10 protein-coding genes are annotated in these 12,636 nt (G+C 60.6%); 4 read left to right on the top strand and 6 right to left on the bottom strand.

Annotated features, from left to right (window positions below):
- Nucleotides 1-23 precede the first annotated feature (23 nt).
- The 6 genes from A477_RS0111375 to A477_RS0111350 form a co-directional block, all read right to left on the bottom strand.
- Nucleotides 24-1,163, bottom strand: coding sequence for a Gfo/Idh/MocA family protein (locus A477_RS0111375; protein ID WP_017199116.1), 1,140 nt, complete (start codon nucleotides 1,161-1,163; stop codon nucleotides 24-26).
- Nucleotides 1,160-1,933, bottom strand: a complete 774-nt coding sequence (locus A477_RS0111370) for a ThuA domain-containing protein (protein WP_017199115.1) — start codon at nucleotides 1,931-1,933, stop codon at nucleotides 1,160-1,162. The genes A477_RS0111375 and A477_RS0111370 overlap by 4 nt, the downstream gene beginning before the upstream one ends.
- 31 nt (nucleotides 1,934-1,964) lie before the next feature.
- Entirely contained in the window at nucleotides 1,965-2,822 is an 858-nt protein-coding gene (locus tag A477_RS0111365) for a carbohydrate ABC transporter permease (protein WP_017199114.1), read from the bottom strand.
- A gap of 7 nt (nucleotides 2,823-2,829) precedes the next feature.
- Nucleotides 2,830-3,819, bottom strand: a complete 990-nt coding sequence (locus tag A477_RS0111360; RefSeq protein ID WP_017199113.1) for a carbohydrate ABC transporter permease — start codon at nucleotides 3,817-3,819, stop codon at nucleotides 2,830-2,832.
- Between the two features lie 10 nt (nucleotides 3,820-3,829).
- Nucleotides 3,830-5,065, bottom strand: coding sequence for a sugar ABC transporter substrate-binding protein (locus A477_RS0111355; protein ID WP_017199112.1), 1,236 nt, complete (start codon nucleotides 5,063-5,065; stop codon nucleotides 3,830-3,832).
- 100 nt (nucleotides 5,066-5,165) lie between these two features.
- Nucleotides 5,166-6,188 (bottom strand): LacI family DNA-binding transcriptional regulator, encoded by a 1,023-nt coding sequence (locus A477_RS0111350; RefSeq protein ID WP_017199111.1) that lies wholly within the window; start codon nucleotides 6,186-6,188, stop codon nucleotides 5,166-5,168.
- 143 nt (nucleotides 6,189-6,331) lie between these two features.
- On the opposite strand from A477_RS0111350, the gene A477_RS0111345 reads away from it, so the two are divergent.
- From A477_RS0111345 to A477_RS0111330, 4 genes are all read left to right on the top strand, one after another.
- Nucleotides 6,332-7,066, top strand: coding sequence for a tyrosine-protein phosphatase (locus A477_RS0111345; protein WP_017199110.1), 735 nt, complete (start codon nucleotides 6,332-6,334; stop codon nucleotides 7,064-7,066).
- A 26-nt stretch (nucleotides 7,067-7,092) separates the two neighbouring features.
- On the top strand, nucleotides 7,093-8,076 hold the full coding sequence (locus A477_RS0111340; protein WP_017199109.1) for a glycosyltransferase family 2 protein: 984 nt from the start codon (nucleotides 7,093-7,095) through the stop codon (nucleotides 8,074-8,076).
- A gap of 1,114 nt (nucleotides 8,077-9,190) precedes the next feature.
- Complete coding sequence (locus tag A477_RS23735; RefSeq protein ID WP_237715787.1) at nucleotides 9,191-10,396, top strand: S-layer homology domain-containing protein; 1,206 nt, start codon at nucleotides 9,191-9,193, stop codon at nucleotides 10,394-10,396.
- Between the two features lie 166 nt (nucleotides 10,397-10,562).
- The gene (locus tag A477_RS0111330) at nucleotides 10,563-12,476 is read left to right on the top strand and encodes an S-layer homology domain-containing protein (protein ID WP_026005543.1); all 1,914 of its coding nucleotides are present in this window, start codon (nucleotides 10,563-10,565) and stop codon (nucleotides 12,474-12,476) included.
- Nucleotides 12,477-12,636: the final 160 nt, after the last annotated feature.

Below are 12,636 nucleotides of genomic sequence, written 5' to 3'. Positions count from 1 at the left end.
CGAAAGCCAGCCCCTCGGCGAGCTCACATAGACGTGCCCGTCACAACGCCGGCCAAGGCACTCCGCACCGAGGTCCAGGACTTCAGCACTTCCAGCACAGCGGGGTCCCGCTCAGCCAGAACAGCCTGTTGGTAGGAGTCTTCAAGCAGGGAATCCACGGAAACCCGGGCGCCGGTGGAAGCGCTGAGGATCGCGGCCTCCACCATGGCCAGGCTCATGATGTTCTGGTGAACCCGTCCCATCGGTGTGCTTCCCGTGCGCAAAGCGGCCACGAAGTCCCGCAAGGACCCGGCAATTTCCTGGCCGGGATCCTCACAACCCCCGGCATCGCCGGAAACGGGAACAGAGGAGAGCGGTTCATTGTCGCCGTCCCACAGGACGGTGCCATGCTCCCCACTGATCCGCCATGAGGCGTTCCATGAGGTCTCCTGGCCAGGGCTGCACCAGCTGCCCGTGAAAACAAAGCGCTCGCCGCCGGTCATCTCGAAGATTGCCGTGGAACCTGCATCTCCGCGATACCAGCTCCAAGGCGGGTTGTACTCCTCGCAGAATACGGAGACGGGATCGGCGTCGAGCAGGAAGCGGGCCATGTCGAACTGGTGGATGGCCATATCCAGCAGGAGCGGGTGATCCATGGCATCGCGGAAACCGCCGAAGTGGGGGGCCTTGAAGAACTCGGCTGACACGATTCCAACGGATCCCAGGGCGGAAGACAGGCGTTTGGCCGAAAACAGCTGGCGGTTGTAGCGCCGGGACTGGCTGACCATGAACAGCTGGTCGTGAAGCTCGGCCGCGGCCGCCAGGGAAAGCCCTTGGGCCACGGTCGAAGCCACTGGTTTCTCGCCGAGGACCGGCAAGCCCGCAGCCAGCGCTTCGGTGGTTACCGGATGATGGGCGGCAGGGACGGTGACGTTGATGACCGCCTGAGCGCCGACGTCGGACGCCAGCGCCGCTGTACCGGCACCTACCGGGAGATCGTCACGGCCCAAGGACGCCGCCGCCTCAGCGGCAACCGCAAGGTCAAGGTCAACGATGCCCACGAGCTCAACCAATGGCGACTCTTCCACTGTCCGGAGCCAGGCGCGTCCCATGCCTCCCGCACCGACTACGACGACGCGAAGGGGAGTGCCGTCGTCGGGAATGGTAGCGAAGGGCGTGCTCACGCGTTGGCTCCCTGGTAGCTCTTGCCGTTGAAGAAGTCGTTGGTTTCGTAGCGAAGCAGCTCCGGTACCGCGCGTTCCGGGCGGTCGGTGACGGCCCATTCCACGGCGTTGGCGATCACGCGTCGGACGTCCTTGTGGTGATAGACGGGGTAGTCCTGGTCGCCCGGGCTGAAGAAGAAGATTTTGCCGTGACCGCGCCGGAACGTGCAGCCCGAACGGAAGACTTCGCCGCCGCTGAACGAGCTGATGAAGACCAGTTCCTCGGGCGTGGGGATGTCGAAGAACTCGCCGTACATTTCCTGCTGCGGAATATCGATGGGGTGCGGGATGCCCTTGGCGATGGGGTGGGTGGGATCCACGGTCCACACGAGTTCGCGGTCCTGCTCGGAGCGCCAACGCAGCGTGCATGACGTTCCCATGAGTTTGGTGAAGATCTTGGACCAGTGCCCGGAGTGCAATACGATCAGGCCCATTCCGGCCAGGACGTGCCGGTGGACACGTTCCACGATCTCGTCCTCAACATCTGCATGGGACATGTGCCCCCACCATGTAAGGACGTCGGTGTTGGCGAGGACTTCCTCGGTGAGTCCGTGCTCGGGTTCGTCCAGTGTTGCGGTCCGGACCTCGACGGCGGTACCCAGGTTCTCTTCGATGCCCGCCTTGACGGCGCCGTGCATGCCGTCCGGATAGAGGCGGGCCACCAGTTCGTCGCGCTTTTCGTGGCGATTCTCGGACCATACGGTGACGCGGGTGGGCTTGCTCTCAGGCATTGTTTTCTCCTTGAAGGGTTTGGGTAGCGGTCTACTTGACCGCACCGCCGGTGGTGCCGGCGGCGATGTATTTCTGGGCCGCGACCAGCAGGACGATGGCCGGGATGGAGGCGAGTACCGCCGTCGCCATGACTGAACTCCAGTCATTCACGTAGGCGCCGATGTACTGGAAGATGCCCAGGGTGACGGGTCGGACTGCTTCAGTGGTGGTCAAGGTCAGCGCGAAGAGGAAGTCGCTCCAAGCGAACAGGAACGTGAACAGCCCTGCCGTGATCAGTGAGTTACGGCTGAGCGGGAGCACAATCGACCAGAACGCCCGGAGGTGCCCGGCGCCGTCCACCCGCGCGGCCTCGATCACCGACGCTGGCATACCGTTCATGAAGGCCCGGATGATGAGGATCGCGAACGGGATGCCGTGGGCAGAGTCGGCGAGGATCAGGCCCGGAATGGAGTTGAGCAGGCCGAGATCGTTGTACGCGGTGTACAGGGCGTTGGCCACAACAATCCCCGGAATCATCTGGCTGATGAGGATCGCGAACAGGACCACACCGGCGCCGCGGACCTTGAAGTAGGCCAAGGCATAGGCGGCCGGGGCTGCAATGGCCAGGCTCAGCGCCACGCTACCCAGCGAAATGATGAGGCTGGTTCCCAGGTTCCCTGCTTGCTCGTTGATGGCCGTGGCGTAGCCGGTGAAGTCGGGCTTCAGCGGGAACCACGAGGTTTCCAAGGTGGTGCCGTTGGGTTGCAGGGAGGCGTTGACCATCCAATAGACCGGGAACAGCATGATGGCCAGGAAGAAGATAGCCAGTGCCGTGTAGCCCCAGTTCTTGCGTCCCGTCGGTTTTGGGACGGTACGCCGGAGTGTGCGGGCTTTCAGTACGGTTGTCATGCTGTCCTCACTCGTCCACTGCGCGTCGGCTGGCCCGCAAGTACAGGACTGCGAAGACCAGGGAGATGATCACCAGCACGTTGCCCAGAGCCGCACCTTCACCGAATCTGAATTCGTGGAAGGACAGGTTGTAGGACTGCGTCGCGATGGTTTGGGTGGAATTGGCGGGCCCGCCGTTGGTGAGGCCCAGAATGATGTCCAGCACCTTGAGCGTGTACACGACGCCGAGCACTAGGACCACGCTCACCACTGGCCTCAGCATGGGCCAGGTGATGTGCCGGAACGCCTTCCAGCCGGTGGCACCGTCCAGCGATCCGGCCTCGTACAGTTCGTCCGGGATTTCCTGCAGGCCGCCGTAGAGGATGGTCAGGTTGAACGGGATGCCAATCCAAATGTTCACGCCCACCACGGCAATGAGGGCCAGCGAAGTACTGGTGAGCCACGGAATGCCGGTATCGATGATGCCGAGGTCACCCAGGAAACGGTTCAGCGCGCCGCTGTCCTTATCCAGGATCCATCGCCACACAGCACTGGAGACGATCAAGGGAAGGAGCCAAGGGAGCAGGAGCAGGGACCGCAATATTCCGTTGAGCGGGAACTTCCGCTGGAAGAAGATAGCCAGTGCCAGCCCGATCACGAACTGGCCGACAATGGAGCCGATGGTGAACAGGACGGTGTTCAGCAGTGAGGTTGAGAACAACGACGACGACAATACAGTCACGTAGTTGGTAAACCCCACCCAGGGGGCTTCGCCAGTGAAGAACGTGGAGGTGGTGTACTCCTGGAAGCTCATGACCACGTTCTTGACTACGGGATACCCGAAGAACAGCGTCATGTAGACCACCGCGGGGACCAGGAAGAGCCACTGGAAGACGCGCTCGCGGCGCTGGCGGGGACTGCGCCTGGGCACGGGTTTTTCGGTCCCGGGGCCGTGAGTCTTCATGGCCCCGCCGACAGCCTGCCCCTCTGAATGAGGTAGATCAGTTGCTAGTGACATGGCAGGCTGCCTACTGACCCTGTGCTTGCTTGAGGGCGTCAGCCGGTGAAGCGTTACCCGTCAGTGAACTCTGGATTGCGGTGTAGATCTTGGTGGCCTGGGCGGGCCATTCCTCGCCGAGTTGGCCGGTGCGTGCACGGGCTGTCTTGATCAGCTCGGTGAACGTGGCGAGCTTGGGGTTGTCGCTGGCAAACTTGTCCGAAAGGGTGGTTTTGGATGGGATGGTGTTGCGGGCGGTAGCCATGGCCAGTTGGTTCTCGTCGCTGTTCAAGCAGGCAACCATCTCTGCTGCCTTCACTTGCCGGGCCTTGTTGCCGGTCTGCGGGACGGTCCATACCTCCCCGCCGAGCGGAGCCACGGATGTCTGCCCGGCTTCGCGCACAGGGATCTTCACTACGCCGTACTGAAGAGTGGGCTGCTTGTCCAGGGCCGGGATCTGCCACGGTCCGTTGACCATCATGGCGGCCTTGCCGGCCAGGAACTGGTCTTTGACATCAGCCTGGGTCCAGTTGAGGGCCGAGGAAGAAACTGAACCGCTCTTCACCAGGTCGGTCCACAGCTGCAGGGCCTGCTCGGTCTCCTTGGTGTCGATCTTCTTCTCATCGCCGCCGTTGGACCACATGACAGGAAGGAACTGCCACGCGCCCTCGTAGGTGGGGTTGGCGTTGAAGGCCAGTCCGTACTGGTCACCTGACGTGAGTTTGGCGGAAGCGTCCTTGAGTTCATCCCAGGTTGTGGGCGGGGTGACACCGGCCTTGGCAAGGATGTCCTTGTTGTAGAACAGGGCGATGGTGTTCACGGTTGGAGCCAGGCCGTACACCTTGTCCTTGTACGTGCCCGCGCTCAGCACACCTTCAGCGAAGTTCTCAGTGCTGACCTTGAAATCGGCAAGGGGAGCCAGAGCGCCGGTGGCAGCGATCTGTTGGAGGTCCGGGTTGTCCAACATGAGGACGTCGGGGAGTGTCTTGGAGGAAGACTGCTGGAGGACCTTGGAAATGAGTGATTTTCCGGGAACAGTTTCCCGTTTGACGGTAACGCCCAGCTGCGTGCCGCACTTGGTCAGGGCATCGCCGATGAACGACTTGTCCGGCTCGTTGTTGTAGTAGTCCATCACGGAGAGTTCCGTTACCGCCTCGGAGGACGACGCAGCGGTGGAGGTGCCGCAGCCGGAGACGACCAGCGGCAAGCCGACCAGTGCGGCCACTGCCACTGCGAGCGGACGGGATGTCCTTTGTGCTGACTTCATTGTCTGTTCCTTCTTCTTGGATCGATTTATCGATGCGTATCGACGATGCGTATCGATGAGTACGGAAAGGGATGTGGATCAGGTGGATACAGAGCGGGACTTAGCTTCCGTGGGGTGGGCGGAGCGTGCTTGAACGGTGCGTAATGACCGTGGGTACCAGTTCCAGGGATTCGTGTGGTCCGTGGTTCTCGGCTTCGAGGAGGTCGCAAATAATCTTCACTGCCCGGCGGGAAACTTCCTTCGGGCGCAGATCGATGGTGGAGAGAGGGACGGGCTGTAGTTCAGCCAGGGTGGGAGAGGCGCTGCCTATAACGGAGACGTCCACCCCCGGGGTTAGGCCTCGCGCGGCCAGGGCGCGGCGGAGAATGTCCTGGATAGTGCGGTCAGGTGCAATGAAGGCCGGTATGCCTTGTGTTGCGGCCAGTGCTTTGTCCACGGATTCAGAGATGATGGCAACGTCTGCGCCTCCGGGGAAGTGCTGTACTGCTACTCCCAGTGTTTCGGCGGCCCCGTCGGCTCCACGCATGAACCGGTCAACATAATTGACGTGCCGATTCACGACCGCGGGTTGCCATTCGATAATCGAGATGACGCTATGGCCGGCCGCTGCCAGATCGCGGACGCATTGGTCACCCGCCACTTCAAAGTCCGCATCAATGCAGACAAGGCCGGAAGGGTCCCGGGGGATGCCAATCAGCAGTACGGGGACGTTGAGTGTCCGGGCAACGGGGAGCCGTTCATCCTCATCTTCCACTTGCATGAGGATCAATCCGTCGCAGATCTGTTGACCGACAACCCGACGCAGCCCGGCAGCTCCTTCGTCTTCGGTGACCAGCAGGATGTCGTGATCGAACTGCCTTGCGGTCGATGCGATCACCGACACGAACTCCATAAGTGATGCCATTTCGAGTTCCGGAATGAACGGTATGACCAGCCCGATCACACGCGTCCTTCGCCCAGCCAAGGCGCGGGCGCCGGCGTTCGGCTGGTAGGTCAGTTCCTCGATGGCCGCCTCTACCTTTTTCCGCGTCTTCTCGGAGATTGGCCGCTTGCCACTCAAGACGTAGGAGACGGTGCTTTGAGCTACTCCGGCGGCTTGGGCAACGTCCTTGCTGGTGGGCATTGCCTGACCTCCTTGTGCTCTCTGCTGATCGGTTCCCGGGGCGTGTCGATACGTATCGTCGATGCGCATCGAGAACGAGTATGACATGGGTCACTCAGCCTCCGCAAGACTTCATTCCCAAAGTTTGTGCTTAGCTGGCTCCTATGGATGGGACGACTTCAGCTCACCAGGGCGTCCACTGGGACGGCGCGGTCAACGCGTGGCGGATCGCCGGGGACGTGTACCGGATGGGGCGCCACGAATGGGTCACGGAAGCCGGGTGGCAGCAGATGTACGACGACGGCGTTCGCACCGTGATCGATCTCCGCGCCTCGCGCGAGCGGCGGCACCGCGACACCGACCCCGAGGTGCCGAACGAGGTTAAGGCCCGTATCGACGTCGTGCATTGCCCAACGGAAGATCCGGATCATCGGGACTTCAGCGAGCTTTTCGGCCCGTACCTGAAGGACCCCGCGCAGTACGGTAACTATCTTGAGCTGTTCGCTGACAAGATCGCGGCGGTCTTTAAAGCCATTGCAGCGTCGCCCGGCAAGGTGGTGGTCCACTGCTCGGCGGGAAGGGACCGTAGTGGCGTGATCGCTTTGATCCTTCAGCGATTGGCGGGTGTTGGTGACGAGGAGATCGTCCGCGGATACGAGCTCGCGGCGCGCGGGATCAACGAGCGCCACCGTACGCACGGGGCGCCGCATGCCCACGATCCCTACCTGTCCGAGGCCGCTCTTGAGGCGATGCTGACCGAGCGGCGGGCGAGTCTGAGGGCCTTCCTTGCGTCGCTGGATGCGGCCGGGTTCCTGGCAGACAACGGTGTTTCCGGGACGGAGCTGGCCGCCGTCAGGGCAAAACTCGGAGTGGCCGGCGCTGCTAAGATGCAGAGTTGACTGCTCTCTGACATGGATGGATCCGCATGACTTCCGGCGCCCGCGTCACTATCGTGACCCGAACCAAGAACCGACCTATCTTCCTGGCACGGGCTTTGGATGACATCTTCGCCCAGACCTTCCAGGACTTTGAGCTGGTGATAGTCAACGACGGCGGGAATCCGGCCGACGTCGAACACCTCACCTCCCAACGGTCGGAAGCGGAACGGTCTCGCATCACCACCATTCACCATGCTGAGTCAGCTGGCATGGAGGGAGCATCGAATGCCGGTCTCAAGGCCGGTTCCGGCGAGTTCGTGGTGATCCATGACGACGACGACTTCTGGTCCCCCGAGTTCCTTGCCCGCACAGTGGCCTACCTTGACGATCCCGCGAATGCTGCAGAAAGCGGTGTGATGGTGCGGACCGAGATCGTCATCGAGGAGCTTGTGGAGGACAAGATCGAGCCCATCCGGCGTGAAATCTTCTGGGCCGACATGCGGCAGATAACACTGGCCGACATGCTCAAGATCAACCGTGCGGTCCCTATTTCTTTCCTGTACCGACGCAATCTCCACGACCATGTGGGCTACTACAACGAGAACCTGCCGGTGGTGGGCGACTGGGAATTCCACCTTCGCGTCCTGAGCCACTCGCGTGTTGGCTTCCTCGACGGCGAACCTCTCGCCTTCTGGTCGCAGCGGCCGGAATCCGCAGGTCACCACAGCAACAGCATCTTCGCGAAAGTTGCCGAGCACGCCCAGTACGACGCCCTGGTCCGTGATGATTACCTCCGCGACCAGGCAGCGCAGGGTGGACTCGGCACCATGCTTTACCTGACGCGCGTGCTTTCTGAGCAAGAGGAACTCATCGTTGCCCAGCAGCGACGCCTGGATGAGTCTGCGGCCAAGCTGGACCACATCCTGGAACGTCTGGAGGCGCTGAACCAGACCGTGGTTGTGCGGACCAGCGTGGGGGAGTTCTTGAAGAAGCCCATGCTTTTGGTGCGGAAGTTGCTCAGTCGGGGCTAGGCGGGTCGCGGAGTGTTCTCTCACTCTCATGCGTCATGTGAGCCTCGACTATCGACTGTGCGCCGGTTGAGGCCATAAGATCACGAGCGGGCCGCTGACCAAGCGGCCTTTTCGTTCGCATGAACATGGGGGACCCATGAGGGGTAATTCGCGCGGCCGCATTCGGCTCGCACTCGCACTTTTAGCCGCATTGATTTTGGGTACATTGCCCGCGGGGCTCGCATCCCCGGCCTCGGCTGTATCCACAGGAAATATTTCGGGAACAGTTGCGGTGCCTGCGGGGGTGGACGTTACCTCCGTTTACATTTATGCCGAGGGAGGCCCGACCCCGGCGAGCGCCCGGCCGAATGCCGCTGGCCAGTTCACTCTCACAGGCCTCGGAGCAGGCGAATATCGGCTGCTCTTCGTGAATTATGCCTACGATCATCTGGTCATTCATTCCTATTACGGTGGATTCAAAGCTGCAGATGCGAAGCTGATCCCGGTGGCACTCGGGGCAACGGTTACGGGAATAAATCACACGATGACCTCCGGAGGCCGGATCAAGGGAAAAGCTGCCCTTCCTGCAGGTACCAACTCCGGAAATGTTTTTGTGCACGCCCGAGTTCACGGAGACTATCAAGCGGATAGTGATTGGTCCTACCCCCTTGATGATGGAAGCTTCGAGCTCGGACCGCTGGCCCCGGGTGAGTACGTTGTCTCTTTTACACAAGCTTTTGGCTCCGAACCTTTTATCGACGCGTACTATCCGGGAGTCCCCAGCGGAGACTTAGCGACAAGAGTTACGGTTGTCGACGGGCAAACCACAACCGGCATAAATCAAGTGTTGAAGCAGTCTGTATTGATCTCAGGTACCCTTTCGAGCCCGGTCCCCTTCAGTTGCAGCGTCCTGGCGAGGCCCGTTAATGATCTCGGAAAGATCGCCGGTGCTACTTACGTCAAGGCGGGGTCTTATAAGATCGGGGGACTAGAGCCAGGTACCTACAAACTTGAATTCCGCTCCGACGATGGCTCTTTCGCGTCCATCTGGCATGGCGGAGTTGCTCATCCATCTGCATCGCCGTCCTTGACTCTGACGGGTACACAGCACCTCCAAGGGCTGACGGACTCTGCCGTGAGAGGTGCAACGATTAGGGGCTTCACGGACGGTGACGTCAACTATCAGAGCGTGGACGTCCTGAACCTTGATGGAACCCTTGCCGACAACGTCAACACAGTACGTTTGCTTGAGCCCAACGAGTACGCGGTCAGTGGGTTGTTTCCCGGGACCTACAAAGTCCAATTCAATCGCTATGACCACGACAGCTACCGGACTGCCCAGGAAGGGCAGTATTACAATGCCGTGCCCGAAAGCGCCGGTCTGGGAAGTGCCGCCGCCATTACTGTTGCTTCGGGCCAAACTGTATCGAACATCAACCAGGTGAGACGTATCGGCGGAACCCTAACGGGCAAACTCTTGGGCGCCAGTGGCGCACCTTTGGCAGATGCGGCTGTTCGGGTTTACACCAAGGATGGGGCTCTGGTTACCCGTCGCGCGACAACGGCGGCCGACGGAACGTTCAAAGTGACGGGTTTGAGTACTGGCCCCTACTTTGTTGCCGCTGAGTCAGAGGGTGAGTCCGGTCCGATTTACTCGGGCAATGTGCTCACGGAGGCCAATGCGCGGTCCGTTTCCACATTCGCCGGCCGGAACATTGATCTTGGCACACTGAGCTATGCCACGGTCTCGCAGGGCATTCGGGGTTTCGATGACGTTCCGATGGGCGCGCAGTTCGAGGATGAGATCCAGTGGTTGGCTGAGAAGCAGATTTCCACGGGGTGGGAGTCGAATGGGGTCAGACTCTACAAGCCGCTAACTCCTGTCAATCGGGACGCTATGGCTGCGTTCATGTACCGGTTGTCGGGCAAACCTGACTTCACTGCCCCAACCGGTTCCCCTTTCAAAGACCTGCCCGTGGGAGCGCAGTTCTACAAAGAAATCACGTGGCTAGTGGACAAGGGCATTTCCACAGGATGGGAAGAGGGCGACCAGGCCAAGACCTACCGTCCCTTGCAGCCTGTGAACCGCGACGCGATGGCAGCGTTTATGTACCGATTGGCCGGCGAGCCTGAGTTCACTCCACCCACGGAATCGCCGTTCATCGATGTGCCCGTCGAAGCCGAGTTCTACGAGGAGATCACGTGGCTTGCAGCTCAAGGCATCTCCACGGGGTGGACCGAGGCTGATGGGTCCAAAACGTATCGGCCGTTGCAGCCGGTGAATCGTGATGCGATGGCGGCGTTCATGTTCCGCTACAACACAAAGTTCGGCTCCATCTAGCCTACGAATCAACCGGAAAGGGTTGGTTCCATTTCGATGGAAGCCAACCCTTTCTGGCTAGGCGGGTTCAAATAACATCGGCGTTTAGAATAATTGGTTTTCTCCATTAGGATCGCGAGGGGCCGCCATTTGCGGCCCCTTCGTTCGCATGAAACATGGGGGACCCATGAGGGGTTATTCTCGCGGCCGTTTTCGGCTCGCTCTCACTCTATTAGCAGCACTCATCTTGGGTGCATTGCCTGCCGGGATCGCATCCCCGGCGTTTGCAGCAGCCACGGGAAGTATTTCAGGAACGGTCACCGTGCCTGCGGGCGTGGACGTCACCAAGGTAACCGTCTTTGCCGGCCCCGAAATAGGTGGCTATCAAACGGCCAACGTGGCCTCGGACGGAACGTTCACGGTCAGTGGACTTCCCGCAGTTAACCACTGGGTACGTTTCTCCTACCACGAATCCCCGTCTCCGGTAGTCGAGGCCTATTACTCAACCTCTCCGGATGGTTCAAAAACACTCGTCAGCGTTTCAGAGGGTGCCACCACTACGGGAATCAACCAGACCCTGAAGCCAGCAGCCGTCATTTCCGGAAAGATCTCCGTTCCGGCTGGCTCTGCAGCCTTTGCCGGTCAGGTCAATGCCATCAAGGGCCCCGATTACGCGAACAGCGGTTATGCGGGAACCGCCTTTCTCCAAAGCTCGAACACCGGAAATTACGTCATCGGTGGCCTCGCGCCGGGCACTTACAAGATTCAGTTCCAAGCCCAGAACGGGTGGGCGAACATGTGGCATGGCGGTGTCTCAGGAATCGACGCCTCGCCGTCGGTGACGGTGACTGAAGGGCAGCAACTCGCTGGCATTCAGGACTCTGCCGTTGCGGCCGCCACTATCGCGGGTTCCATCGCGGGCGCACCTGCCCCGGGCCCCACGATGAGTGGTCCGGGCATGAGCATCACTGCCATTGCCCAGGACGGCACTGTCGCTGCGTCTACGGTCATGGAAACTTCGCAGACCACCTACGCGCTGAAGAACTTGTTGCCGGGTACGTACAAGGTTCAGTTCAACCGGACCAAGGGGTTCGTCTCCAATTACGAGGCGCAGTTGTATAAGAACCTCCCGGAGTCCGGGGGCGCGGCTAACGCGACTCCCGTGACTGTAGCCGCCGGCCAGACCGTTTCCAGCGTCAACGCAACCGTTCGCCAGGGCGGGACGCTGACCGGGAAGGTTCTGGGCTCTACTGGTACTCCCCTGAGCGGTGTGCGGGTCAACGTTTACACCAAGGACGAGTCTCTTGTTACCCGATTCTCATACACCGCGGCGGACGGGACCTTCAAGGTCACCGGCCTGACCACGGGACTTTACTTTGTCTCAGCGGAACCTGCGGGTGAGTCCGGTCCGATCTTCTCCGGCAACGTCCTTGCAGAGGCCAACGCCCGGTCCGTTTCCTCTTTCGTAGGCCAGAATACGGACCTTGGCACGCTGAGCTACGCGACTGCGACGCAGGGTACCCGAGGCTTTGACGATGTTCCCCTCGGCGCCCAGTTCCAGAATGAAATCCTCTGGTTGGCCAACGAAGGAATCTCCACCGGCTGGGAAGCCAATGGGTCCAGGACTTACCAGCCCCTGACCCCGGTGAATCGTGACGCCATGGCTGCGTTCATGTACCGGTTGTCGGGTGAGCCTGAGTTCACGCCGCCTGCTGTTTCACCCTTCGCTGACCTCCCCATGGACGCTAAGTTCTACAAGGAGATCACTTGGCTTGCTGACAAGGGCATCTCCACGGGCTGGGAAGAGGCTGACAACACCAAGACATACCGGCCTCTGCAGCCTGTGAACCGTGATGCGATGGCTGCCTTCATGTACCGCTTGGCTGAGCAGCCCGAGTTCACGGCGCCGGCAACTTCGCCATTCTTTGATGTCCCCGTCGGAGCTCAGTTCTACAAGGAGATCACCTGGCTCGCAGCTCAGGGCATCTCTACTGGCTGGACCGAATCAGCTGGCAAGTCCTTCAAGCCTCTGCTGCCTGTGAACCGCGATGCGATGGCCGCATTTATGTTCCGCTTTGACGCTAAGTTCGGCGCCGTCTAGGCAATTTGCCCGCCACAAGCTTGAACAAGTGAAGGGTCGGTCTCCCTACAGGGAGCCCGGCCCTTCGTCGCGTCTCGACCCAGCAGCAAAATTCCTGCTGTACTCCACCGGGCATTCATGTACCCTGTATATATTACCGAACGGCCGGTCAGTAATGTTG

It is taken from the genome of Arthrobacter sp. M2012083 (assembly GCF_000281065.1).
GTDB lineage: Bacteria > Actinomycetota > Actinomycetes > Actinomycetales > Micrococcaceae > Arthrobacter.
Note: the sequence above shows the minus strand (reverse complement) of the source record. Positions and strands in the feature narration are given on the sequence as shown.

Bases quoted from the DNA above. Each gene is read 5' to 3' on its own strand.
- A477_RS0111370 (WP_017199115.1), bottom strand. From the start codon at position 1,933: ATGCCTGAGAGCAAGCCCACCCGCGTCACCGTATGGTCCGAGAATCGC.
- A477_RS0111365 (WP_017199114.1), bottom strand. From the start codon at position 2,822: ATGACAACCGTACTGAAAGCCCGCACACTCCGGCGTACCGTCCCAAAA.
- A477_RS0111360 (WP_017199113.1), bottom strand. From the start codon at position 3,819: ATGTCACTAGCAACTGATCTACCTCATTCAGAGGGGCAGGCTGTCGGC.
- A477_RS0111355 (WP_017199112.1), bottom strand. From the start codon at position 5,065: ATGAAGTCAGCACAAAGGACATCCCGTCCGCTCGCAGTGGCAGTGGCC.
- A477_RS0111350 (WP_017199111.1), bottom strand. From the start codon at position 6,188: ATGCCCACCAGCAAGGACGTTGCCCAAGCCGCCGGAGTAGCTCAAAGC.
- A477_RS0111345 (WP_017199110.1), top strand. From the start codon at position 6,332: ATGGATGGGACGACTTCAGCTCACCAGGGCGTCCACTGGGACGGCGCG.
- A477_RS0111340 (WP_017199109.1), top strand. From the start codon at position 7,093: ATGACTTCCGGCGCCCGCGTCACTATCGTGACCCGAACCAAGAACCGA.
- A477_RS0111330 (WP_026005543.1), top strand. From the start codon at position 10,563: ATGAGGGGTTATTCTCGCGGCCGTTTTCGGCTCGCTCTCACTCTATTA.